The sequence below is a fragment of the Runella sp. CRIBMP genome (genome assembly GCF_009905605.1).
Taxonomy (GTDB): Bacteria; Bacteroidota; Bacteroidia; order Cytophagales; family Spirosomataceae; genus Runella.
Genome location: NZ_JAAAKZ010000003.1, coordinates 34,338 through 59,642, shown reverse-complemented (window position 1 = coordinate 59,642; position 25,305 = coordinate 34,338). Strand labels below are relative to the sequence as shown.

The 25,305-nt window shown below is 45.3% G+C and carries 23 protein-coding genes; 18 read left to right on the top strand and 5 right to left on the bottom strand.

The genetic code is table 11. From position 1 onward, the window contains the following. Nucleotides 1-224 precede the first annotated feature (224 nt). The 11 genes from GVN20_RS10240 (at nucleotide 225) to GVN20_RS10190 (ending at nucleotide 11,486) form a co-directional block, all read left to right on the top strand. A complete protein-coding gene (locus GVN20_RS10240) occupies nucleotides 225-1,298 on the top strand; it encodes an MFS transporter (RefSeq protein ID WP_166558244.1) in 1,074 nt (357 codons plus the stop codon). Then, nucleotides 1,295-1,480 (top strand): hypothetical protein, encoded by a 186-nt coding sequence (locus GVN20_RS10235; protein WP_166558243.1) that lies wholly within the window; start codon nucleotides 1,295-1,297, stop codon nucleotides 1,478-1,480. The genes GVN20_RS10240 and GVN20_RS10235 overlap by 4 nt, the downstream gene beginning before the upstream one ends. Nucleotides 1,481-1,541: 61 nt before the next feature. Then, nucleotides 1,542-1,721 (top strand): hypothetical protein, encoded by a 180-nt coding sequence (locus GVN20_RS10230; RefSeq protein WP_166558242.1) that lies wholly within the window; start codon nucleotides 1,542-1,544, stop codon nucleotides 1,719-1,721. Nucleotide 1,722: 1 nt separating this feature from the next. After that, complete coding sequence (locus GVN20_RS10225) at nucleotides 1,723-2,028, top strand: hypothetical protein (RefSeq protein ID WP_166558241.1); 306 nt, start codon at nucleotides 1,723-1,725, stop codon at nucleotides 2,026-2,028. 131 nt (nucleotides 2,029-2,159) lie between these two features. Continuing rightward, nucleotides 2,160-3,491 (top strand): hypothetical protein, encoded by a 1,332-nt coding sequence (locus GVN20_RS10220; protein ID WP_166558240.1) that lies wholly within the window; start codon nucleotides 2,160-2,162, stop codon nucleotides 3,489-3,491. Nucleotides 3,492-3,543: 52 nt separating this feature from the next. Further along, nucleotides 3,544-5,349, top strand: a complete 1,806-nt coding sequence (locus GVN20_RS10215) for an ABC transporter ATP-binding protein (RefSeq protein WP_166558239.1) — start codon at nucleotides 3,544-3,546, stop codon at nucleotides 5,347-5,349. A gap of 192 nt (nucleotides 5,350-5,541) precedes the next feature. Next, nucleotides 5,542-7,230: a trypsin-like peptidase domain-containing protein gene (locus GVN20_RS10210; RefSeq protein WP_166558238.1), complete on the top strand. Its 1,689-nt coding sequence runs from the start codon at nucleotides 5,542-5,544 to the stop codon at nucleotides 7,228-7,230. A gap of 91 nt (nucleotides 7,231-7,321) precedes the next feature. After that, on the top strand, nucleotides 7,322-8,206 hold the full coding sequence (locus GVN20_RS10205) for a serine/threonine-protein kinase (protein WP_166558237.1): 885 nt from the start codon (nucleotides 7,322-7,324) through the stop codon (nucleotides 8,204-8,206). Next, on the top strand, nucleotides 8,182-9,078 hold the full coding sequence (locus tag GVN20_RS10200) for a Stp1/IreP family PP2C-type Ser/Thr phosphatase (protein WP_166558236.1): 897 nt from the start codon (nucleotides 8,182-8,184) through the stop codon (nucleotides 9,076-9,078). Before GVN20_RS10205 ends, GVN20_RS10200 begins: the two co-directional genes overlap by 25 nt. Before the next feature lie 26 nt (nucleotides 9,079-9,104). Further along, nucleotides 9,105-10,859: a serine/threonine-protein kinase gene (locus GVN20_RS10195; RefSeq protein ID WP_166558235.1), complete on the top strand. Its 1,755-nt coding sequence runs from the start codon at nucleotides 9,105-9,107 to the stop codon at nucleotides 10,857-10,859. A 12-nt stretch (nucleotides 10,860-10,871) separates the two neighbouring features. Further along, nucleotides 10,872-11,486, top strand: a complete 615-nt coding sequence (locus GVN20_RS10190) for an outer membrane protein (RefSeq protein WP_166558234.1) — start codon at nucleotides 10,872-10,874, stop codon at nucleotides 11,484-11,486. A gap of 89 nt (nucleotides 11,487-11,575) precedes the next feature. Here the strand turns inward: GVN20_RS10190 and GVN20_RS10185 are convergent, their stop codons facing one another. Then, nucleotides 11,576-12,277: an SGNH/GDSL hydrolase family protein gene (locus GVN20_RS10185; RefSeq protein ID WP_166558233.1), complete on the bottom strand. Its 702-nt coding sequence runs from the start codon at nucleotides 12,275-12,277 to the stop codon at nucleotides 11,576-11,578. Between the two features lie 53 nt (nucleotides 12,278-12,330). Here GVN20_RS10185 and aat point away from each other — a divergent pair, with 53 nt between their 5' ends. The 6 genes from aat (at nucleotide 12,331) to GVN20_RS10155 (ending at nucleotide 18,932) form a co-directional block, all read left to right on the top strand. Next, the gene (gene aat / locus GVN20_RS10180; RefSeq protein WP_166558232.1) at nucleotides 12,331-12,966 is read left to right on the top strand and encodes a leucyl/phenylalanyl-tRNA--protein transferase; all 636 of its coding nucleotides are present in this window, start codon (nucleotides 12,331-12,333) and stop codon (nucleotides 12,964-12,966) included. 144 nt (nucleotides 12,967-13,110) lie between these two features. Beyond that, nucleotides 13,111-13,599: a (2Fe-2S)-binding protein gene (locus tag GVN20_RS10175; protein WP_166558231.1), complete on the top strand. Its 489-nt coding sequence runs from the start codon at nucleotides 13,111-13,113 to the stop codon at nucleotides 13,597-13,599. Between the two features lie 55 nt (nucleotides 13,600-13,654). After that, nucleotides 13,655-15,808, top strand: a complete 2,154-nt coding sequence (locus tag GVN20_RS10170; protein WP_166558230.1) for a molybdopterin cofactor-binding domain-containing protein — start codon at nucleotides 13,655-13,657, stop codon at nucleotides 15,806-15,808. 190 nt (nucleotides 15,809-15,998) lie between these two features. After that, complete coding sequence (locus GVN20_RS10165) at nucleotides 15,999-17,792, top strand: acyl-CoA dehydrogenase (RefSeq protein ID WP_166558229.1); 1,794 nt, start codon at nucleotides 15,999-16,001, stop codon at nucleotides 17,790-17,792. Between the two features lie 136 nt (nucleotides 17,793-17,928). Next, nucleotides 17,929-18,444, top strand: a complete 516-nt coding sequence (locus GVN20_RS10160) for a uridine kinase (protein WP_166558228.1) — start codon at nucleotides 17,929-17,931, stop codon at nucleotides 18,442-18,444. 83 nt (nucleotides 18,445-18,527) lie between these two features. Next, complete coding sequence (locus GVN20_RS10155; RefSeq protein WP_166558227.1) at nucleotides 18,528-18,932, top strand: Hsp20/alpha crystallin family protein; 405 nt, start codon at nucleotides 18,528-18,530, stop codon at nucleotides 18,930-18,932. Between the two features lie 55 nt (nucleotides 18,933-18,987). Here GVN20_RS10155 and GVN20_RS10150 read toward each other — a convergent pair whose 3' ends face one another. Continuing rightward, on the bottom strand, nucleotides 18,988-20,553 hold the full coding sequence (locus tag GVN20_RS10150) for an OmpA family protein (protein ID WP_166558226.1): 1,566 nt from the start codon (nucleotides 20,551-20,553) through the stop codon (nucleotides 18,988-18,990). 154 nt (nucleotides 20,554-20,707) lie between these two features. On the opposite strand from GVN20_RS10150, the gene GVN20_RS10145 reads away from it, so the two are divergent. Then, complete coding sequence (locus tag GVN20_RS10145) at nucleotides 20,708-22,432, top strand: VRR-NUC domain-containing protein (RefSeq protein ID WP_166558225.1); 1,725 nt, start codon at nucleotides 20,708-20,710, stop codon at nucleotides 22,430-22,432. A 58-nt stretch (nucleotides 22,433-22,490) separates the two neighbouring features. On the opposite strand, the gene GVN20_RS10140 is transcribed toward GVN20_RS10145, so the two are convergent. The 3 genes from GVN20_RS10140 to prfA all read right to left on the bottom strand — a co-directional run bounded on the left by GVN20_RS10140 (nucleotide 22,491) and on the right by prfA (nucleotide 25,300). Then, the gene (locus GVN20_RS10140) at nucleotides 22,491-23,615 is read right to left on the bottom strand and encodes an acyltransferase family protein (protein ID WP_166558224.1); all 1,125 of its coding nucleotides are present in this window, start codon (nucleotides 23,613-23,615) and stop codon (nucleotides 22,491-22,493) included. Nucleotides 23,616-23,709: 94 nt separating this feature from the next. Next, nucleotides 23,710-24,138 carry a (4Fe-4S)-binding protein gene (locus GVN20_RS10135; protein ID WP_166558223.1) on the bottom strand — a complete coding sequence of 143 codons (429 nt, stop codon included), beginning with the start codon at nucleotides 24,136-24,138 and terminating at the stop codon, nucleotides 23,710-23,712. Nucleotides 24,139-24,223: 85 nt separating this feature from the next. Beyond that, the gene (gene prfA / locus GVN20_RS10130) at nucleotides 24,224-25,300 is read right to left on the bottom strand and encodes a peptide chain release factor 1 (protein WP_166558222.1); all 1,077 of its coding nucleotides are present in this window, start codon (nucleotides 25,298-25,300) and stop codon (nucleotides 24,224-24,226) included. Nucleotides 25,301-25,305: the final 5 nt, after the last annotated feature.

Here is a 25,305-nt window from a genome sequence, read left to right as displayed (position 1 = left end):
ATCATTTCCAAGCCGATAGCCCAAATATATAGGTTTTCCTATAGCTAAAATGTAGGTAATTATAGATGTTTCAGTGCTGAGTTGTGACGGCGGGATTCCTGAAGGAAAAAAGAAATGCAAAAGGTTGATACCATGCATTTCAGTTGGGTAAATTTGCTTAAATACAGCATTTATCTGATATTTGATAACAACTTGATGCCCAAAGTAAAACTCCGCCTAAACTAATGTTTTTCGCAAAAAAAAACGTTCTTTTTCAACACTGTCAACCTACGGTCTTGGCCTTAGGGCTTGGGCATGGTTTTTCGGATGCGGCGGCGGGATATTTGATGGGAGGCTTGGCCCATCGGGCCAATTTTGGGGAGCTTGCAGGAGTAGTGATGCTCTACAATATATTGGCTTTTGGCGGCCAACTTCCCGCTGGTATATGGCTGGACCGAATCGGTCAGTTTCGGGCTGCTTCGGTGATTTCATTGGTGGTCATGATTGCTGCACTTTTCTTTTCAACGACAAATGTTTGGTTTTTTACTGCGTTGGCGGGGATTAGTTCGGCTTTTTTTCACGTGGCTGGTGGCGGTACAACGTTGATGAGTTTTCCCCAAAAATCGGTTTTTGTGGGTATGTTTTCGGCATTTGGGGTTTTGGGGTTGGCCTTGGGCGGATGGGCGGCGGCTCTGCACTGGCATTGGGTTATGTATTTTCTGATGGCGGGATTAGCCTCAATAATGTTTTTTCTGAGTTGGGCAAAATTCCCGGACGCTCAAAAAAATGATACTCAATGGAAAGAACAACCGCTGCTCGATACGCACGATTATCTCATGATTTTGTTGCTGGCGGCCATTGCTATGCGGTCGGCAGTCTGGAATTTTGTTCAGTTGGTGTATACGCATCAATACGAATGGCTGTTTTATACCGCCTTGGCCGCCATGATTGGAAAACTCGCGGGAGGCTGGTTGGCCGACCGCATTGGAGCGAGATTGTATACCCTGACGGCCTTGGCGATTGCAGTGCCTGCGTTGTCGTGGGGGTATCGGAAATTGTTCTGGTTAATGCTCGGAACAGGTTTGTTACAGTCGGTTACACCCGTGAGCGTGACGGCATTGCAACGGATTTTTCCAAAACTGCCCGCTACCATCAGCGGGGCAACGTTTGGTTTGGCTATTGCCTTGGGGGGAGTTATACCTTATTCTTCGATGCTGTCAGAGATTTATTTTTTACCTCAATTAATTTTGTTAGGCCTGTGCGCTTGGGGATTATATTTCTACGCGTTCAAACTTCATAAAACCCTTTACAATTCATGAAAAAGTTATTTTTTCTGGTTGCGCAATTTATGGTATCGTCGGTTTGGGCTGATGAGGTTGGAAATTATAATCAATCGAGCCAATCCAGTGATAGTAGTACAGAATTGTTGTTAGTGGCGGGAGTGGTGGCCATCGCTACGTTATTTTATATCCGCTATCGTCGCGCTCGAAACAAGCCTTGATTGTTGGAGTTTATATGTTTTTAATATATTGATTATCAAATGTTTATTGTAACTGTCCTCTATGAAAAAGCTTACTTTTTGTCTTTTTTTGATGGTTGCTTCTAGCGTTGCTTTTGCAGACCTTGTGGAAGTACCGACTGGCTCGCCAGCGCCAGTTTCTGATGTATTATTACTAGTTGGTGTTTTGTCTATTGCCGTGTTGCTGTTTGTGCGGTATCGTCGAGCCCGCCAAAAGCATTAATATGTGGATTCATCTTCTCAAAACATGGTTGATTGAGATTCCAATCCTCTGCTTGTTTTTGCGACGTACCGACCGCCTGACGTCTATTGTTGGGCTGGGTGCGCTAATCAACGTATCTACTTGGACGTTTCTTGTCTACTATTATTATCAATTCGGGGGTAATATTTATTTTTTGGAGCTCCTTGTGGCACTCGTGGAGGGCCTGTGGATAAGGACTTTATGGAAGGTGAGCTGGTCAAAAAGCTTCCTCATTGGACTAGTTGCCAACGCGGTAAGTTTTGGGCTTGGCTGGTCGGGAATGATTTAATTTTTGCTTCTCTATAGGAAAACCTGTACGTTCTAAATGTATGTTTTCCTGTATTCTAAATGTAGGTGATTCCGGATTTACGGGCATTGGGTTTTGAAAGAACTTTGTATCGTTCAATCATAACGATAAAAATGCTTTCACTCATGGAATCCAACGCTGCGCCAATAGAGTATTCTAAGCCTCAAATTCATTCAACCAATGCCCATGATGAGGGCTTTTTTGCGGTTTTGTTTGACATTACCAAAAAACACACGCTGCTTTTTACGTTCTTCTTTCTAATTCCTTTCATCATCTTGCTCATTTCTTTGGGCTTAAAGTGGTATTATATTTTTTACGATACGATGCATTACCTGTCTGATTTTCAATCTGTCAACGGTAATTGGACTGACCCGCAAAATTATTTCAGCCCCGGCATTGATAAGTATATTCGTGAGTTGGACATCGCTGGTTTGGTGGGTGGAATTGTCGGGATTTTTATTGGGTTGTTTTTGACGGTTACTACTGAGAAAATAAATCGGCAAAAAGAACGCCTCAATCAACAAGAAATGGACCACATTAAAACCCAAACCGGGTTGTTGGTGCAGGCGACCAAGTCGCTGAACGGCATCATGATGGAAGTAAGCGGCAAGGTCAACGAGAAAGTGCAGCTCATGGAAGGTACCAAAGATGTGTTGGAAGGTATTGATAAGGTAATAGAGCTTTCAAAAATGCAGGGAAATAGCCTATTGGTGCTGTCAAATACGGCCAAAATTGAGGCGATTTCCCCTTTTCGGATGGACTTGGTGGCCAAACACGCTGATTTAAAACCCCATGAACTGCGCCATGCTACCCAATTTGACTACGCCCGACGCGCCGAAGCGCTCTTGCGAGATTGTACCGATGTTGAAAATAAACTCAAAGAAACGGCTATTTATCTGCAAAAAATCGGCAGCGGTGCCCGCGTTGAATTTGTAACACTCAATGATCAAAACGAAGGTTCAAGCCACGCTTTTCTAAAATATTTAGGCAAAATATTCAACGAACATGTGTCGGTCGAAACCTACCGAAGTGGTAGCAATTCGGCGCTGGCCGTTAATGAAACCGTACCCCACCACAACCGTTTTATGATTGCCATGAACGGACAAGACGAAACGAATGCACAGTCAGTTTTGATTCGTCAACTCTACAACCAACATTCGCAGGCCATGCGCGAAATGCTGGACTTGGGGGTCCGCGTTACCAAAGTCAACAAGACACTGCCCATTCAATTGTTTATAAGCACCCCCCGTGAAAACACCCCTGGTATTCAGAAAACCTTGTGTGTGTGTATTTTAGGGAGTGGCTCCAACTCCAGCGGCCGCCCTTCAAAATTGACCGCTTTCCTCACCGATGACCCGCACATTGTGTCTTCTATGGTTGAACTGTTTTATGATTACGAATCAGACGCCACGCTCAACACCCGTGAGTTTATGCAGAAATTGTAAAATAAGTACGGGGCCGCTCGTCCTATCTCCTCACTTCTCACCCCTAAAGTTCATGTCGACCGTCACCCTTATAAAAAAGCTTTGGCCGTTTGTTCAAAAGTATCGTCAGAGTTTAATCGGTGCTTTTATTCTCACGGGCGTAGGCGCTTTATTGGCCCAAGTAACCCCTTTGGTGATGGAATATACCGTCAATACCGTTCAGGAAGTTATTGACAAAAAAAACCAAACCCAAGAACAAATCGCTTGGATAGTGGGCGGGCTAGTGTTGGTTTTGTTTGCTAAAGAAATTATCAATTTGCTGGTACAATTGGGGCAAAAATTCTTGAGCGACCGCCTGCGGTTTCGGTTAGCGGCCGATTTACACAACTACAGCATCAAGCGAATGGTATCGTATCATTTGTCTTTTTTTGCGCTTTCGCAAAACCAAATTGGAAAGCTTGAAAAACGCATCGACAAAGGCATCGAGAGTCTGACCAAAACCGTCAAAAATTTGTTTGTGGATATTGTGCCCATGTTTGCCAATGCGTTGTTGGCTTTGGCTCTGATGTACAAAAAAAACATTTGGGTGGGCGTATGTGCTACCCTCATCATGCCACTTTATGCGCTCATCAGTCGGGAACAATCCAAACGTCAAAAACTGATTCGACGCAATATTCAACAGTTGCGTGAAGAAAAAGCCAACACACTTTTTAACCTTATTGAGTCTATTTTTGTCGTAAAGTCTTTTGTAAGAGAAGAATACGAGACGGGTCGCCAATGGAAACTAACCCAACAACTCTCAGACAGCGAAGTAAAACACCACCGAACCAATTATCTTTTTGATGGCCTCAAAAGCATTGCGGAGCAGTTGGGCGTGGTCATGGTTTTTGTGGTCACCATCTACTTTGTCCTGAACCAACAAATGACCATCGGGGCGATTTTGCTGCACTTGATGTTGTTCAACAACGTTTCGGCGCCCGTGCGGCACCTCCACCGCATTTATGATGAATACAGCGAAGCCCTCACTTATGCCGAAGGCTTTTTTGACATGATTGAGAACAACTCCTATCTCGAAAACAGTCAAAGCAAAACGAAAAACCATTGGAATCTTGTGCATAAATCTTTTGCTGGAACCTTCGAAATGAAAGCCGTTGATTTTGTTTATCCCAACGGAAAGCAAGCCTTAAATGGGGTAAATCTGCATTTGGAAGCAGGAAAAACAACGGCATTGGTGGGTTTGTCGGGGGCAGGAAAAAGTTCAGCCATGAATTTATTGGCGGGCTTTTATTTCCCCACGCATGGAGAAATTCTGCTTGATGGAAAACCCTTGACGGAATACGACCCGCACTGGATTCGTCGAAATGTGGGTTTGGTGATGCAGAAAAACCATATTTTTTCGGGTACCATCGAAGAAAATATTCGTTACGGAAAATTGGAAGCTACCCCAGACGAAATCGTATCGGCGGCTAAGCAAGCGAGTCTGCACGAACAAATTTTACAGATGCCCAATGGGTATCAATCCGAAGCCAAAGCGCTGTCGGGTGGGCAGCAGCAGCGGATTGCTATTGCGCGTTTATTTCTCAAAAATCCCCCCATTATCTTCTTGGATGAACCCACCGCAAGTTTGGATGCCATCACGGCGGAGCAAATCAAAGACAGCATCGATGCCATCAAGAAAAATCGTACCGTATTGATTATCTCGCACAGTATCAGCCAAATCATGGACGCTGACCAAATTTATGTAATGCAGGAAGGTGAAATTATTGGTAAAGGTAGCCACGAAACGCTGTATGCGGCAGGGGGGCTTTACCGCGAAATCATCGATTCAAACGCCCGTACCCTCAATATCGGGCGGCTTGCCGCCACGGTTTTGGGCTAACTACAGGTTTTCCTATACTTCAAAATACAGGTTTCCCTTACCCAAAATGTAGGTGTTTCCGGATTTACCAGCGTGGCTTTTTGGAGGAACTTTGTATCATCAGAAGCGAGGCAACAAAAGCACTGAAAGTAAAGCAACTTCCTGATATTCAAAAAGAAATAGTCATCAAAAAAATCTGAAAACATTACAACAATGAACGCTACCGCCAAACAATTCGTCATTCGTCACCTTGTGGGAGCCAAAGCAAATCAAGTGGAAGAATTTGATTTTAACGGTCACAATGAACTTACATTGGGCCGCTCAAACGACAGCGATATTCAGTTCGATCCTGAAATTGATACGGTTGTTAGCCGTGAGCATGGCAAAATCGTCAAAGAAGGCCCGTTGGCTTTTGTGTTGATTGACAACAACAGCCGCAACGGAATTTTTGTCAACAAAACACGCGTAAAAGGTCAAACTTCCATCGAGCCAGGCGACGAAATCCAACTCGGAAATAATGGCCCCGCTTTTATTTTTGACATTGACCCGCGTCCCGCCGAATTAATGCCCGCCACTCGATTGGTAGAAGTCGTTAAACCTACCAATGAATTTGTACCGTTAGAAGTTTCTGAATCAACACCCATCAAAACGGGCATTGGCAAGCAGACGTTTGAACGGGTAATCAACACCGAACGCAGCAAATCTCGTCGTACGCTTTGGGCTGCTATGGCCGCTGCTTTTGTGATTTTTGGCTCTTTAGGATTCGTGTTCTGGAATTCGACCCGAGAAGACCAAGCAGAGATGGATGCTAAATACAATCAGGCGCTCCAAAAACAACAAGAAGAAGCCCGAATCCAAATGGTGGCATTGCAGGAAAAAGTAGAGCGGGGCAAGCCAATTTCTACTGCCGCTATCGCTTCTGCCAACACCGATAAAGTAGTGAAGATTTTTATTTCGTGGGAACTGTACGAAGTGCAAGAAAACGAGGAGTTGTACCATGAATACCGCCCCGATGCGCAAGGTACATTCCGTCCGCTGTTTGTGCAGACCCAAAACGGCATCGAGCCTTATTTAGTTACCAAGAAAAAATCATTGGTGGGCTTACCCGTGGGCTCTACCGGAACGGGCAGCGGATTTGTAGTAAGCTCCGACGGTCAGATTTTGACCAACCGCCACGTGGGTGCTGCTTGGAAAACGCGCTATTCGGGCTTTGCATGGAACAACTTCCCGGGTTATTTGGTGCAGGGGCTTGATAAAACGGGCCAGCCTGTATTGGCCAAAGAGCCAACCGTAGGAGCTGAACAAATTTTTGGCTGGGTTCCTTCGGAAGCTACCATGGTGGATGGTCGGCCAGCGCAAGTGGAAGGCCGCAACAAATACTTAAAAGTGGTCTTTGCCAATACCTCACAGCCGTATGAAGCCCGTTTGATTACGCCTTCACAAAGTCATGATGTGGCGCTTATCAAGGTGGATGTCAACAATCTAGCTCCCGTGACGCTCAAAGATAATTACGGTTCGGTAAAAGCGGGCGAAGAGATTATCGTGATGGGTTATCCCGGTGGTGCTCCGCAGCAGCGCGTAGTTCGTAAGTCAAATGACCCTTTCAAACCCAATGCTGAGGTATTTGAAGTGGCTTCGCCCGTTACTTCGCCAGGCCACGTGCAGCAAGTAGTGGCAAGCTCCACCGAATTTTCAACCAAACAATCGGGTTTCGGCGACAGCTACCAACTGGATTTGAACGCCACGGGCGGCGGCAACAGCGGTGGGCCGATGTTTGACGAAAAAGGAAACGTCATCGGGATTTATTACGCGGGGGGGGGCGATGCCCGGCAGGGAATCATCTCATTCGCCATTCCCATCAAGTACGGAATGGAATTGTTGAAAACGCCTAAAAGTGAATAATTAGCAGCTTATTAATCTATGCTTTAAGGGTGTAATTTTCTGATAATTAGATTCTTTATTCGATAAAATCAATCATCGAAAATCCAATAAAATGCAATTAGGCCAAAACATAAAAGGCTACGTTTTAACGCAATGGCTCGGCTCGGGAGGAATGGGCGAAGTGTATCAAGCACAACACCAGACCTCTCGCCGCCCTGCGGCGGTGAAAGTCCTCTATCGTGCCGACCAAGCCGCCCGATTTCGTAACGAGGCCTATATTCAGGCTTCTGTGCAACATCCTCACATTGCGGCCCTTTACGAATACGCGATTGAAAACGGTACGCCCTGCATTATCATGGAATACGTCGAAGGAATTACGCTTGAAAAACTCATCAAACGACAAGGGCGATTGCCCGAAGCGTTTGTCTGGAAGATAATGGAGCAGATAGTGTTGGCGGTAGTTTATTTGCACGAACGACACATCATCCACCGCGATTTGAAACCGGGAAACATAAAAGTAAACCGTGAGAGTTTTGCCAAATTGTTGGATTTTGGAATTGCCAAATCGACTTATACGCCCAAACTCACGCAGGAAGGATACATCGTCGGAACGTCGCATTATATGGCTCCTGAGCAGTTTCATGGCAAAGTAAGCATTCAATCTGATTGTTGGTCGTTAGGGGTTTTACTCTACGAAATGCTGACGGGGCATTTGCCTTTCGACGGTCGCAGCGAAACGGAAGTTCGCTTAAAAATAGAACGAGGAGAGTACACTTCCCCTGATTTATTGGTTCCACACTTGACAAAAAGAAGCAAGCGTCTTATTCATAGGTTGTTGCGAATCAATAGCACCAATCGAATGACGGCGACGGAACTGCTGCAAGAATTAAAAAGCCCAGCAGACAACGGATTTTCGCTTGCAGAATGGGTGGATACTTTCACAGATTTTATGGAAAAAATCCCTGTAAAACGTTGGCTAAGAACAAAAAATCATTGACCTACACCGAACCTCTACGTGCCATGTTCTGGAAAAAATGGTTATCAAATAAAGCAACTGACGCCTCCCTGTCAGAATCTTTCAGCGACTTACGGGCCGTGGTGGTATCGGATGTAGGTTGTGTGCGTACCAACAATGAAGACGCGGCGCGGTTTGTGCGCCCAGCAGATTTGTTGGTACGGTCATCAAAAGGTTTTCTGGCGATTGTGGCAGATGGCATGGGAGGGCACGCCGCGGGAGAAATCGCTTCTCAAATGGCAGTGGAAACCATTGCCAAAACGTATTACCAACGGGAAGAAACACCCGAAGAAAGTTTGTTTTTGGCATTTACCAAAGCCAATCGTGCCATTTGGCAGGCGGCAAGCCGTAATGTACGTCAGCGCGGCATGGGCACAACCTGCACGGCGGTGGTGGTGTGCGATGCTAAATTGTACATTGCCCATGTAGGTGACAGCCGATTATATCTGCTCAAAAACGGCCAACTTTTACAATTATCAACTGACCATACGTATGTTCAAATGCTTGTTCAGCAAGGGGTTATTGCTCCTCTAGAAGCCGAAAAACATCCAGAACGAAACGTACTCACTCGTGCCATGGGTACCCACAACAAAGTGGAAATTGATGTCGAACCCATGACCCATTCCCTCGAAAGCGATGATCGTCTGCTGCTATGTACCGATGGTTTATACGACTATCTCACCAATGATGAAATTGCGCAACTGATGCTTATGCCCACCTTGAATGAATCGGCGCAGCAGTTGGTAGAAGCCGCCAAACAACGCGGTGGCCACGACAATATCACCGTGTTGTTGATTGAGCGTCTCTCTTCTGAAGCACAGCAAGCCCTCCGCCCAACTGAAGAAATTGCCTAAATAATTAACCGTTACTGTTTACTGAAATGATTGGCCGAACCCTACAAAACTATCATATTGAAGAGCTCCTCGGCGAAGGAGGTATGGGGACGGTGTATCGTGCCACCGATACGTTTCTTCGTCGTCCTGTAGCCATCAAAATGCTGCATCCACATTTGTTGCGCGACGCTACTTTCATGGAACGGTTTCGGAATGAGGCTGTGCTTTCTGCCCAACTTAACCATCCGAATGTGGCGACCTTATACAATTTTCTTCAAGTTCGGTCCGACAATGTGATGGTGATGGAGTTGGTGGACGGAATGACTTTAGAGCGCTTGGTGTCTAAGCAAGGAAAATTGCCATTAGAAACGGCCATCAGGATTGTTATTCAGGCCCTTGATGGGTTGCAACACGCTCATTATAAAGGGATTTTGCACCGAGACATCAAACCCGCAAATTTGATGCTCACCCGTGAAGGAACGGTTAAACTGATGGATTTTGGCATTGCGCGAATGGTTGGCAGTCAGCGCCTCACCCGGGTAGATAGGGTGGTTGGTACCTTGGAATACATGGCCCCTGAATTATTGAATGGCGCGGAGCCGTCAGTACAGTCGGATTTGTACGCCGTTGGGGTGTTATTGTACGAACTATTGACAGGAAAACTGCCATTTGAACCTGCCACTGATACAACCCTTATCAACCAAATTCTGACTAAAAAACCCATTTCGGCACGAACACGGGTGGGCGATTTGCCCAAACAGATAGACGAAATTTTGGAGGTACTGCTTCAAAAGAAACCAGAAAAACGCTTTTCTAAAGCCTTAGAATTACGTCAGGCCTTGACGTTGGTGGTTGCACCTGGGCCGATTAACCTCCAAATATTTGATACGACTCCCAAGCCCCTACCCTCCACTCGTTTGGCAGATGTTAAGACTGATAAACCACAGGTAGCACCTACTCGGTTGGCGGGTGCCGATACGCAACCTAAGAAGCAATCAGGAACGCAACAACTCACGGCTAATCTGTTGAGTTTGGAAGGGTTGATATTGTTGGGAGCTATCGTGATTGCGGCGGGGATTGTCGGGTTTTGGCTTGTTGGCGTAGATAAAAAAGACGATGACCGTAAAGAACCACCCTTTGGTCTGGTTCAAACAGACACAACAAAAAAGGTAGTTGGCCCAGCGGTTGAAAAAAAACAGAACAGCCTTCCTACAATTGCTCAAGCGGAAGTGGTAGTGCGTTTGCCACCTAAACAAGAATCAGCCCTTCCGATTGATAAACCTTCAAAGCCCATTAACAATACCCCATCCAACCCAGTAAAAAAGAAGGTACCAGTCGACGAAAAACCAGAAGATACCCCCCCCGTAAAGGAAGAGCCTAAGCCTGTTGAAAAAGAAGAAAAGCCCAAAGAGCCAGAGCACAAAGTACCCGTTCGAATGGCAACGGTCGAAGTAAGAAATGAGCCTTTTGCGGTAGAGTTCACCCAAACAATTTCATCGGACGCGGTGGCAGGGCAAATCGTTTGGCTGAGAGCGGTGTCACCCATTCAAATAGATGGCTTAATGGTGGTGTCAACAGGAGCTCGGGTGCGGGCCCGCGTTACGTCAGCTCGACCCGCTTCCAATTCACAAAAAGCGCTTTTAGCTGTTCAATTTGAAGCCGTTGAAGCGGTCAATAATCAATGGATAGCCATCAAATACCCCGAATACAGCGATAAAGCCAGCGATGAGGTGGTGTTTCAGCAAGGCCGCCGCATCAATAATCTACGTACCACTCGTACTACTCTTACCGTTCCATTCTAACCTTTTAAAACAATGCTACGACAGATAATTCTATTGCCTCTCTTGTTTCTGACCACCTCACTTTTACTGCGTGCGCAGGATATTCAGTCTAATATCGAAGGCTTAAATGTGCATTTGTACGGCAGTCTTGTTCAATGGTCGTCCACGTTTTTTGACCAACTAGATGAATCAGATCCAAATGGAATAGGAGCTGGTGTTCGTTTGGGGTATGGTTTTAACCAGCGTTTTGAGGCATTTGCCCAATATGAAGCCCAAACCCTAAAATTCAAGTCAGAATGGGACATCAATCAAATGGGAACGCTAGTTGCTGGTATAAGGGCTAATTTTGGCGGAACATTGCAAAAAGTGCGTCCATTTGTAGAAGGTGGCTACGCATTGACAAACCTGAAAATAAAGCCCGTTTTATTGAATGCTCGATTTTACGAGTTTCAGTTGAAAGGCCCTGGGGTATGGTTGGGCGGCGGCGTAAACTATTTTATCACCACTCAATTGGCTATAAATGGTCGGATTGGCGGTACTTTTGGGAAGTTTAACAGTTTTTTAGCAAATGGTCAGGGGTTTGAAGACCGTCCTGATGTGCGTACTTTTCGGGCGTCTTTGGGAATAGTATATTTTTTTAATCAATAAAAGTGACTTTTCTTAATTCAATACGTATATAAGAAGATATTCAAAATCGTTTTAGGATATTTCATTTTCCTTAACACATTTTACCCTACTTATTTATTTACCCGATTTTGTGCCGTTGGTAAGGCAAATTCAGCCCACTGACGGTACATTTTTCCCGAAAAATGAAGCCCGTCATCCGCAATAAGTGAGGCATCGTTGCGAGCCGTACGAGAGAGTGGGGTTATATCGATAAATACAATCCCTAATTTTTCACATTCCTCCTTGGCAGCATTGTTAAATGCATCAATTTCGGTGGCAATTTTGGCCTGGTCGGTTCCTTTGGCAAATGGTGTTACGCCCCAATCGGGGGTTGAAAGCATAAAAACGCGTTCGATATTTCCGCCCGCAAATCCAATGGATTGTTGAAGAAGTTCGTGCAACTCTTCGCGGTATCGCTCAATGGATTGACCACGGTATTGATTATTTACCCCAATCAAGATAGAAACCAAATTGTAAGGGCCTTTAGGATTTCTGCCTTTAATACCTTCCATCAGCTCGGCTGTTGTCCAGCCCGTTTTGGCGATAATCTCTGGATTGGCGATGTTTATGTTGTTTTTGCGCAACAAATCACTCAAAATGACGCTCCAACGTTCTTCGGGCGTTACCCGTTCACCAATGGTATAAGAATCGCCTAGGGACAAATAACGATATTGTCCGGGGACGAGTGTAGGCGCTGGAGTCTGGTCGTTGTTCATAGGAGATTCGGCGGCACAAGCCATCATCAAAATTAGAATACTTATCGTCCATTTCATCGCTCGTTGACGTTTTTATTGTATTTTTGGGGTTGAAATACGGGTAGTTTTTTATGAATTTTTTGTCGGCCGACGATCTTATTTATGGGTACATGAATGGAATTTTTCCAATGGCCGATGCCGATGGTACGCTCTATTGGTACTCTCCAGACCCTCGGGCCATTATTCCGCTTGATACCTACAAACCTTCCAAATCGCTGCGCCCCATCCTCAATAAACAACAATTTGAGATTCGAGTGAACGCTGATTTTGAGGGTGTAATGAAAGGCTGCGCTTTGCCCAGACAAGATGAAGAATCCACTTGGATTTCTGATGAAATCATCAGCGCCTATTCTGAGTTGCATCGAATGGGTTTTGCACATAGCGTCGAGACCTACGAAAATAATGAACTGGTGGGTGGTTTATACGGTGTTGCCATTGGGGGTGTTTTTTTTGGAGAATCCATGTTTCACACCGTAAGCAATGCCTCCAAAGTCGCTTTTCATTATTTGATTGAAATTCTTAAACAGCAAAGTTACGATCTTCTGGACACGCAGTTCATCAATGACAATGTACGTAGATTTGGGGCGATTGAGATTCCCAAATCAGAATATATAAAGCTGTTAAAAAAAGCCCTTCTTAAAAAAGCCCATTTTGTCGAAACCGATATTAAGCATCTTTTTCAAAATCCGTTCGGAAAAACAAAATAACGAACTCACATCTACGGGCATTTCAGGCGGGTTTTATGTATTTTGGGTTTGGAAAATTGTGCTTTCATCCGTAAAACTTGGTTTTGCCCCATATTCTCTTAAACTTTACTTAAAAATAAACTCCAATAGAACCTTTTTGAAACTATGGCCGCGATTTCTTTGAATGTCAACGGAAAAAACTTTTCCCTTGATATTGACCCCAAAATGCCGCTCCTCTGGGCAATCCGCGATTTTGTAGGACTAAAAGGTACCAAATTTGGCTGCGGAATTGCGCAGTGTGGTGCCTGTACTGTTCATTTAGAAGGTAAACCTACCCGTTCATGTGTGCTTCCTGTGCAGGCCGTAATTGGTAAAAAAATTACGACGATTGAAGGTCTCGGCACTGAAGAAAATCTGCATCCAGTACAACAGGCGTGGATTGAGGAGCAAGTGCCGCAGTGTGGTTATTGCCAGTCGGGCCAAATCATGGCGGCAAGTGCTTTGTTGAAAGAAAAAGCCAACCCTACCGATGCCGATATTGATTCTGCTATGCGCGGCCATATTTGTCGTTGTGGTACGTATGACCGTATTCGTAAAGCGATTAAACGAGCGGCAAAAGATACTCCTAAAACAGGCGTAACTGGCGGAAAATAAACCACAACATGCGCATCAACAGTGATGTGTCATTAGGCAAAAAAAGACAAAAAAGATGAGCAATCGCAGAGATTTTATAAAAACACTTGGCTTATCATCGGCGGGTCTGATGATGGGCCTTTCGGCTTCCTCTAAGCCAACGGTCATTCATTTAAACGGAGCAGGGCCTTCTGCATTGGCCCTCGAAATCAATCCATTTATTGTGATTGAGCCAAACGGAAAAATCATTTTGATTAATCCGCGACCTGACATGGGCCAAGGTTCTACGCAGGCTGTACCGTCGCTGTTGGCCGAAGAGCTTGAAGTGCGTCTTGATCAAGTAACTATTTGGCAGTCAGATGGAAAAGGAAAGTACGGCGACCAAACCTCGGGCGGAAGCAGCAGCGTACGGGCCTTATGGAAGCCAATCCGTCAGGCAGGAGCAGCTGCCCGGGAAATGCTGGTGAAAGCCGCCGCTCAGCGCTGGAGCGTTCCTGAAAGCGAGTGTTATGCCAAAGAAGCCAAAGTTTTCCACAGACCGAGTGGAAAATCGTTGACTTACGGAGAAGTAGCCGACGAAGCCTCAAAATTTGAAGTACCTAAAAACCCCGCACTCAAAGAGGCCAAAGACTTTAAGATTGTAGGAAAATACGCCCCCCGACTCGACGTACCAGCGCGGGTAACAGGCAAGGCCGTTTTTGGTATTGACGTTGAAGTACCTGGAATGGTCTATGCCGTCATGATTCACAATCCCCACATCTTTGGAAAAGTAGTATCAATTGATGATACCGAAGCACTCAAAATCAAAGGGGTACAAAAAGTTTTGAAGTGTGAGCGCCCAATGCCTCACCGCACGGCCGAAGCCGTGGCAATCATCGCAGATAATTATTGGGCGGCCTTATCGGCCAAAAAAGTAGTAAAAGTTCATTGGGACAACGGAACAGTACCACATACCTTAACTACCGATGCTTATTTCAAAAAATGCGCGGAAGCGGCTACCAAAGAAGGCCTAAAAGGTGAAGAATCGGGTGATTTTGCAGCGGCATTTGCCGGTGCAGCCAAAAAATTGGAAGCGCTTTATGAAACTCCGTTTTTGGCACACGCACCAATGGAGCCTGAAAATGCCATTGCGCACGTAAAAGAAGACGGTACGGCGGAAGTTTGGGCACCAATTCAAGGGCCAGATTGGGCCTTGCGCGACTTGGCTGGGTATCTCAAAATCAAACCTGAACAAATAAAAATAAACGTAGCGTTGTTGGGCGGAGCCTTTGGCCGTAAAGCCTACCATGATTTTTTGTTGGAAGCTTGTTTTCTTTCGAAAGAAGTGAAAAAACCAGTCAAATTGGTTTGGACGCGCGAAGATGACATCACCCAAGGGCCGTACCGCCCCGGTATGATGGCGCGGATGCAGGGAGGGGTTGATGAGAAAGGCAATATTGTAGCCTATCACCACCATCCTATTGGAGAATCTATTCAGTTTCAGGTATTCAAAGCGCCAAATGATAAGCCAGACGATTGGATTTGCGGGGAGTTGAGCCAAAAAGAACAAAAATATACGATTCCAGCCTTCAAAGTGTCGTTTACGCACGTGGATACTGAGATTCCGATTGTGTGGTGGCGCTCGGTTTACGCGTCCAATTTTGGGTTTAGTCAGGAAGGGTTTTTGGACGAACTTATCCATTCGGCGGGCAAAGACCCATTGAAAGCGCGTCTTGAAATGATAACCGATGAGCGATTCAAAAAAGTGCTCGAAACATTGGGAGAAAAAGCCAAATGGGGAGAAAAACTTCCCGCTGGACACGGAAAAGGCATCGCTGTATTTAAATCTTTTGGTAGTATCAGTGCGTGTTGCATTACTGTAGCCAAGCACGGAGCGGGCGTGAAAGTGGAAAAAGTCGTGTCGGTCATTGACTGTGGGCACTACGTAAATCCAGACAATGTGAAAGCCCAAACTGAAGGCAATATTGTGATGGGTATCACGGCGGCGGTTAAAAAAGGAGTGACGTTTACGCACGGGCAAGCCGACCATACCAATTTCCATCAATACCATGTAATGCGTTTTAACGAGATGCCTGCGGTTGAGATTCATATCGTAGAAAGCGGCGCCGAACCAGGTGGAGTAGGTGAGCCAGGATTGCCACCGATAGCTCCAGCGCTGGCCAATGCTGTTTTTGCCGCAACGGGCAAGCGCATCCGAAAATTGCCGTTTGATTTGAATACCTTGGCGTAGAAAACGGAACACTTTCCAAGTCTTGAAGACTTGGAAAGTTAAGTGTATGGATATCATACCAAAAGCGGCTTTCGGGCCGCTTTTTTTGTGGGTCTGTTTATCTTGTAAAGTTTTTATATATCTTTGCAATTCGGTATGCTTGCATACTAATAAAACCATTTTGCTTAACCTTCTAACTGCTTAACTGTCAATGGCCCAGTACTATAGCCGTCGTAACCTTAATTTTCTTCTCTACGAAGTATTTAATGCTACCGAGTTAACGCACTACCCCTACTACAGCGCTCATGACCGCGAAACGTTTGACATGACGATTGATGCCGTCACCCAGATAGGCGATACTATCATGTTTCCGCATTTTCGTGATTTGGACCGAAACCAGCCAGAACTGAAAAACGGCAAAGTAACCGTACATCCAAAAGTAGGCGAATACCTCAAAGCAATGGGCGACGCGGGACTGATTGGCACGGGCTTTTCTTTTGAAGACGGCGGCCAGCAATTGCCCGAAATTGTTAATTCTATTCTTGGGTTTATTTTAATGGCAGCTAACAACGGCATGATGTACACTGGCCTTACTTCGGGGGCGGCCCGGCTGATTGCTTCTTTTGCTTCAGAAGAATTAAAACAAACCTACGTAGAAAAAATGCTTGGCGGAAAATGGCAAGGCACCATGGCCCTGACCGAACCCCAAGCTGGAAGTTCATTATCTGATATTACGACCTCAGCTACTCCGCAGGCAGATGGCTCTTACCGAATCAAAGGCCAAAAGGTCTTTATTTCGGCTGGTGACCACGATCAGTGCGAAAATATTATTCACCTGATGTTGGCACGGATTGACGGTGCGCCCAAGGGTACCAAAGGCATTTCTCTTTTTGTAGTACCCAAATACCGCCTTGACGGCACCGAAAATGATGTAACTTCTACAGGAATCTATCATAAATTAGGTCAACGGGGTGTTCCTGCCATGCACCTGACCATGGGGGACCGCGATGATTGTCACGGCTGGTTGGTGGGCGAACCGCACCGAGGGCTTAATTACATGTTTCAGATGATGAACGAAGCCCGCATCGGCGTAGGAATGACGGGCGTGGCAATTGCTTCGGCAGCGTATGGTGCTTCGTTGCAATACGCCAAAGAGCGTCCCCAAAGCCGTCGATTGAATGAAAAGTCGGCCTTGGATAGCCCTCAAATTCCAATCATTCAACATCCAGATGTAAAACGAATGTTGCTGCTGCAAAAGGCAATCGTAGAAGGATCGTTATCACTTTTGATGGAAACTGCCCGTTGTGCTGACATTGCTCACGCGAGCGAAGACCCAGAAGAGAAGGAAAAATACCATTTGATGCTTGAATTGCTGACGCCCGTGGCAAAAACCTATCCGACCGAAATGGGAATGGTGGCCGTGAGCAATGGACTACAAGTGCTAGGAGGATATGGTTTTACGGAAGATTTTCCGTTGGAACAGCTTTATCGTGATATTCGTATCACTCCGATTTATGAAGGAACCACTGGCATTCAGTCACAAGATTTGCTTGGTCGTAAGATGACTATGAAAGGTGGTAAACCTGCGCAATATCTTTTTGGGGAAGTGGCCAAAACCATTGCCGAAGCAGAAAACCACGAAACCCTGAAACCTTACGCCCAAAAATTGAAGACTGAATTGGCCCGTTTACAGGAAGTAACGATGGCCTTGATGCCCTTTGCAATGCAGGGCGATATTGAGCGATTTTTGATGGATGCCACCTTATACATGGAAATGTTTGGCATCAGTACCGTGGCGTGGCAGTGGCTGAAGCAAGCCGTTGTGGCGCAGCGCACCATTGTTACGCAAAATCCTGACGGCGAAGAGCTGGCTTTTTACGAAGGAAAAATTCATACGATGAAATTCTTCTTCCATTATGAAGTCCCCAAAACGCTTGGATTGGCGGTGCGTTTAAAAGACAACGAAGTATTGACAATTGCCACTGAAAAAGAGGTGATTTTGTAACGATATGGGGTTCATACCCAAAAAATTTTATCATCAACTAAAAACCGAAGCAACAGTCCCGACATTTGTCGGGATTTGTTGTTTATAAGGGAGTTTGGGTTTATGTTTGCGGCTGAACCCTCACTCATCACCTACCATGATTATTGGCATTGGCGGACGTAGCCGATCTGGAAAAACGACGTTTGCCGAAACATTGGTTTGGCATTTTCGTGCTCAAAACAAACGGGCACTCGCTCTGCACCAAGACGATTTCGTTAAAATTCTTCACGACATTCCCCTTATTCATGACCGTACAGATTGGGAAACGCCAGAATCTATTGATTTTGAGTTATTAAGGAAAGCTACTGCGTTTTTGCATCAGGATTTTGAGGTACTCGTTATCGAAGGAATTTTAGCATTTGCTGATGATGATTTGAATGCGTTGTATGATTTTTGCTTTTTCACGCATATTTCAGAAGAAACGTTTCGTATTCGTAAAGCCGCCGATACACGCTGGGGCGAAGAGCCTGTTTGGTATATCAATCATATTTGGGAAAGCTTTTTAAAATATGGCCAACCTCCCCAAGAGTTGAAGAACCTGATGGTCATAGATGGGGAAAAACCGTATCAAATGGGGGAAATAGAGGAATTTTTGCGCCATTTTGACAAATAATTTTATTGTAAATGGCCATTTTGTCATAAAAGTGGGCTTGGTACGCTGTTTGAGAATTTAAAAGCAACTAGCCAAGTAGCAAAATGAAAGCAAAAATTCAAATTCCGCAAGAAATTCTGACCGCAATAGATTACGCTAATACAACCAATGGTGGAATGAGTGAACCTAATTTGTCTATCACTCAAGACGAAAAAGGGTATGAAGTACGAATCAAAGCGGCCGGTTTAGGCCCCGATAGTTTTCAGGTAGATGTGCTGAACAATCGTTTGTGGGTATATCATTTATTGCCCCTCTTTGCAGACCGCCCCGATGGGATGGATAATCTGCAAACTGCCCGTACGCTGGGCAACTTGTTTTTGCCTAATGACGTCAATGTTGATAAAATCGTGGCGCATTATGAGCAGTCAACCCGTGAACTTAATATAACCTTACCCTATAATCATCCGACGCGTAACTTCCGTCGACACATTGATGTGGATATTGAGTAAGGTGTTCATTGTCAATTAACTACGAAATATATCTCGTAGTTAATTGACGCGAATATTATTTTTTCAAAATCTTAAATTCTACCCGACGGTTGATTTGCTTGCCTTCGTCCGTATCGTTGGATGCTTTGGGTTTTGATTCTCCGTAGCCTTTGCTTTGCACGCGGTCGGGCTCAATTCCTTTTCCAATAAAATACTCTCTTACTGAGTCAGCTCGGTCTTGAGAGAGTTTGATGTTAGAGGCATCGCTTCCTACATTGTCGGTGTGACCACCTATTTCCAATACTAAGCCTGGATTTTCGTTGAATGTCAGCACCATTCGGTCCAATTCTGGATTAGATTCGGGTCGTATCTCAGCTTTACCCGTATCAAAAAACAAATTATTCAAGACTCCGACGGCGTTGATTTCGATGGGGACCAATTTTAGGTTTGTTCCTGCAACTTCTTTATAATCAGTCACATTTGTTAAATCAATGTTTTGTGCTTCGGCAATAAAGTCTTTCGCAACGGCTCGTACGCCATATTTAATCCCTTTGGGAAGGACAATTTTATATTCGCCCGTTCGGGGATCGGTTTGTGCGGTGCCTACTTCGGTGCCATCGGCCAGATTTTCGTAAATGATGCGTGCGTCAATTGGCTTACCAGTCTTAGTGTCCAATACTTTGCCGCTCAACAACACCACGGGATCGGGTGCGGGTACAATGGAAGGCTTACTGGGCTCTTCGGATTTAATCTTGATTTTTACAATATCTCCTTTGCCGAGCGTATTTTTTTTGGAAACCATGTAGGCATAATCGCCCGCCGCGGCAATAGTGTAATAGGCGTCATAGCCGTCGGTGTTGATGGCTGGGCCTAAATTGACGGGCTTAGACCAAACTTTCCACGTTTTGTCAATGCGCTTGGTGTAATAAATGTCATTGCTCCCCTGCCCACCAGTGCGGTCGCTAGAAAAATACAAGGTGGCTCCATCAGCGGCTAAAAAAGGTGTGGTTTCGGTAAAATCGTCGGTATTTACGTCAAGGCCCAAACTCATTGGCTTGGTCCACGTGCCGTTTTTTTGTTGAAAGCTTACATAAATGTCATCTTTGGTGCTTTTCTTTTTTTCACTGAATGCCATCACCAGCGTTTTACCGTCGTTTGATAAAAATCCGCACATATATTCCCCTTTACTCATTCCTTCTAGCCCCGCAATATTGAGTTTTTGGGGGGCCGACCAGCCGTTTGCGGAACGTTTGCTAAACGAAAAACCACGCGTTTGGTAAGTGCCTTTTTCATAAGCCCCCATGATAAGTAATGTATTGCCGTCGGGAGTGATGCTGTAAGCGCAATTGTATTCTTCTTTGTTAATGGGCGCAGTCATGCGACGAGCCAAACCCCATTGGTTATTGGTGAGTTCAGAAAACCAAATATCTTGGCTACCTTCCAATCCATGCGCGTTTTGGGGATGGCTTACCCGCGCAAAAAATAATGTTTTACCGTCTGGAGAGATAACTGGATTGATTTCATTGTATTCAGAATTAACAGAATTGCCCAGATTTTCTACCTTTGGCTGGCTAAAGGCAATAAACGAACAAGAAAGTGAGTGAATGAGTAAATAGTAAAAGGCCGTTAGCTTTGGATTCATCACAAATGAAAAGTTAGGGAACAACATCACCAAGAAGAGCGAATTTCGTACCATTTTAACGAATTTGTAGATAAAATTGATATTCAAATTGTTTTTACTGTAAAACTTCCCCTAGTGACCTTGTGTATTTCCTCAAAAGTTGAACGGACATTATATGGAATCAATCCCCTCACGTGAACCTGCGGCGCCCACCGAACTGCCTCCCAAATACTATTTGGATTACTTCCTGTTTTTGGTGACGTTTGTAGAAAGGCTGTATGGTGATATTCTAAATACCAATGAAAAAGAGTTTATCCGAGGTTTTCGGGCATTATCCGAAGATGCGCAATGTTTGTTTGTGCGTTTTAGTAATCGGCGCGGGTTGTTTTTTCGGACGAGTAAGCTGAAATACAACGAAATAGAAGATATTCCTGCCGCTTTGTATGAGTTGGAAGACACAGGTTTTATCAAAGAATTGAGCGCCCTGCACGAATCCTATGCGCTTGAAATCCTCAATTTATTTACCAAAGAAGAATGGATTAAGTTGGCCCCACCCACCGAACTCTCGCTCAAGCCCCTCAAAAAACCAGACTTGATTCGCTATTTGAATCATACTTATACGTTTGGTTTGTTGGTCAACCAAATCAACACAGCGCCTGAAGAAACGGTCATTAAAGTAGGGTTTGAAGTGGAAGTGATGATGCTAAAATTCCTGTTTTTCGGTAATCGACACGCCGATATGACGGAGTTTGTAGTGCGGGATTTGGGCAAAGTAAACTTTGAACGCTACCGTGACGATGCCTACACGGCGCGGTTTCCTACACGGCAAGATGCGGAAGATAAACTCATGGTGTCGCTGACGGCGGAGCAATTCTACGAAATGCAGGAAGCCGCCACGCCACCCGAGGAGATTTTTGACTGGTTTATGAACTGGCAGGCGTCGGTTCATACGCTGGGAGAAGTGGCACAACCGGGATATATAAAATTGATTAATCGGATTGGGATGTATTTGGAGCGGCAAAAATTGCCTGAACAAGCCCTGACAGTCTACCAACTGACCGACCATATTCCTTCGCGGGAGCGACGGGTACGGCTGCTGCATCGAATGGGTTATTTGGAAGAAGCTATTGCTCTCTGCGAAGCTATTGCCCAAGACCCTCAAAATGCCGACGAACGCTTTTTTGCCCTTGATTTTCGGGAAAAAATAGCCAATGCCAAGAAGCGAGTCAAAAAAAGTGTGACGCGGTTTTTGCAGGATTCGGAAAGTGTACAGATTTCGATTGATTTTAAATATCGGGTAGAACAGGGGGTGGTGGAGTACTTTATCAACAGCGGTCGCGTGGCGGTTCATGCCGAAAATTATCCTTGGCGGGGTATTTTTGGTCTTATTTTCTGGGATATTATCTACGATACCAACGTTCAGGCCATTCACCATCCGTTGCAACGAATGCCTTCTGATTTTTACCAACCTGACTTTTACCGCAAGCGTGTTACACAAATTCGGCAACGGTTGTCTGAGTTGGAAACCTCCGAAAAAATAGCGCAGATATTGGAAAGTACCTTTATCGAAAAATTCGGAATTGCCAACGTATTGGTGGATTGGAACGAAGTATTATTGGAATTGGTAAAACTCATGGCGCTGAATTTAACACCGATGCAACTACGGGCAATTTTGCTCGAAATGGCGACCAACCTCCGTGAAAATACGCGCGGTTTTCCAGATTTGATGGTTTGGGATGAAAAGGGTTTAGAACTCATCGAAGTAAAATCTCCCACCGATCATTTATCCTCCCAACAACTCCACTGGATGCATTTCATGGCTGATTTAGGCGTAAAAGCACGGGTTTTAAGAGTGGAGTGGAAAAATGCGCCTGAGCCTACAAATCATCAGGCCATTTAAATAATAATCCCCCTCTCCTTGGATAAGAAGAGGGGGCGAGCGAAGCGAGGAGGTGAGGCTACACCTTCAAAAATACCTTTTTCTTATACAGGAACCACAGCATCAGCCATTCTACAATAACATACCCAATGGCGTAGAATACTTTTTGGTAGGGTTCAGAAAAATACTTGACAATACCCCGAAAGAGACGTTCTGATGTATGTTCAAAATCAATAAAGTGTTGCGCCATGTAAATCAAAATGGAATTCATACCGATAACCGCCAATACCCAAGCGTAGCGATTCCACCCCTGTACGTCGATGAGCCAGTAAAAAATGGATAAAAGAATGAGGCTCCATCCGCCCACTGTCATCACAAATGAACTAGTCCACAGGTTTTTGTTGATGGGGAAAACATAATCCCAGAGTTTTCCGATAATCAGAAAAAGAATGCCCGCTACAAATAAAAATAACACTTTTTGGGTACGGGATGTGGAGCGTTCGTCGGAACGGAGTAGATTTCCCGCAAAAATCCCCAATAAACCCGTTGCAATGGCGGGCACCGTAGAAATAAGCCCTTCTGGGTCGTGAATATCTTTGTGCAGATGGCCAGGGATAATTAAACGGTCGAGGTAGCTGACGGGATTGCACTCCATGGTCATAAGCCCGGAACCGCATCCCGGCACGGGAACCAACATCACAAAAGCCCAATATCCAAGCAGCAGACTTACAAACCAGATGTATTGGGTTCGGGTACTTGTATACAGATAAATAATTTGGGCAAACATCCCTGCCAGACCGATACGCGCCAATACGCTCGGGAAACGCATATCTTCCAAAGGCCTGATTTGTAGACCATTGTTATAGATAATTCCCAAAATAACCAAGGTCAAACCCCGTTGAATTACTTTACGCAACATTTTTCCTTTGTCATCCCCGCGTTCAAGACGAGTACCCAACGAATAAGGAGCCGAAACTCCTGACAAGAAAAGAAACAAAGGGAAAATAAGATCGTAGGCGCGAAAACCGTTCCACTCGGGGTGAGAGAGTTGCTCCGCCATGACAATGGCGACCGACCAGCCAGTAGCTTTGGCCAAAAGGTGAAAGATTTCTTCGCCGCCGGTAATCCAAAACATATCAAAACCGCGCAGGGCGTCCAAAGACAATAGCCGATGCGGTCGGGTATCGGTAGAAGGTTGACTCATAGGTTAAGGGTAGATGAGTAGTGAGTATTAATATAAAGGTTGAAGGAACGGTTATTTAACTTTACTTAAAAGCGGGGATGATGTACTATCGGTGCTATCCTTCAAATTTTACCTTTACGTGTGAACCATCACAATAGGGCTTGTTTCCAGAATGGCCACAGCGGCAAAAAGCCGTTACCTGCGATTTTTTGGTTTCATTGCCTGCGGTGTCTTTCACTTTCAAATTGCCGTATACTAACAAAGGTCCGTTCGACAAAATTTCCACTACTGTATCGCCTTCCAGTTCTACGGGGCCTTCTATTTCATTGTTCATAAAATAAGATAGCGCTCCCGAAGGACATTTTTTTATCTGCTCCACAATGGCTTCGGTAGTGCCGCCTTCGGGCGTGACCCACGGGCGTTTGCGAGGGTCAAAAACTGTGGGTAGTCCTTTAAAACAAATGGTGGAGTGAATGCACATGTGGGGTTGCCACACGACCGTCACTTCACCATTATCGTATTTTTTGGTAATTTGCTTTTCCATTTTCGTTGGCGATAGATTTTAGAGGATGTTGGGTTGTGTTAAAAACAAATCTAATTAAATCCTCCTAAATCTAAAAATTCAACGACTAGGCTGGCATTCCTTCTTTCATACGCTCGGCATTTTCAGCAATCCGCAGCTGTTCAATAAAATCGCCGATTTCACCGTCCATCACTGTTGGTAAATTATAGACGGTATAACCGATACGGTGGTCGGTCACGCGGCTTTGGGGATAATTGTACGTTCTTATCTTGTCCGAACGGTCGCCGCTGCCGACCAAGCTTTTACGTTGAGAAGATACTGCGTCGTTTTGTTTCTTCAACTCCATTTCGTAAAGTTTTGAACGCAGCATGTTCATGGCGCGCTCGCGGTTTCCGTGCTGACTACGCTCTACCTGACACACTACCACAATGCCCGTTGGCTTGTGGGTTAGTTGTACTTTGGTTTCTACTTTGTTAACGTTCTGACCACCAGCACCTCCCGAACGGGAAGTGATGATTTCGATATCGGCCGGGTTGATTTCTACTTCTTCAACGTCTTCCACTTCTGGCATCACTGCCACGGTAGCCGCCGAGGTGTGCACACGGCCCTGTGATTCCGTGACCGGAACGCGCTGCACGCGGTGTACGCCTGATTCAAATTTGAGTTTTCCGTAGACGTCTTCGCCAGTCACGCTCGCAATGATTTCTTTATAGCCGCCCGTACTTCCTTCCGTAAAATCCATAAGTTCCATTTTCCAGCCCATACGGTCGCAGAAACGCTGGTACATCCGGAACAGGTCTCCCGCAAAAATGGCCGCTTCGTCGCCGCCGGTACCGCCTCTGATTTCCAGGATTACGTTGTGGCTGTCGTTGGGGTCTTTCGGAATGAGCATTTCTTTGAGCGTTGCTTCAAGTTCATCGGCTTGTGGCTGAAGCTCAATAAGTTCAGCTTTAGCCATGTCACGCATTTCTTCGTCACTCTCCGTTGCAATCAAGTCTTTCGCTCCGTCAATATCGCTCAATACTTTTTTGTAGGCTTGATATTTCTGAACAATCTTGTCCAGGTCTTTATACTCTTTGCTTAATTTTGAGAAGCGTTTTTGATCAGCCATGGCTTCAGGTTGCACAATTCGCTGTGCAATTTCATCAAAACGCTCTTTTATGGCCTCTAACTGTTCTAACATTGGTC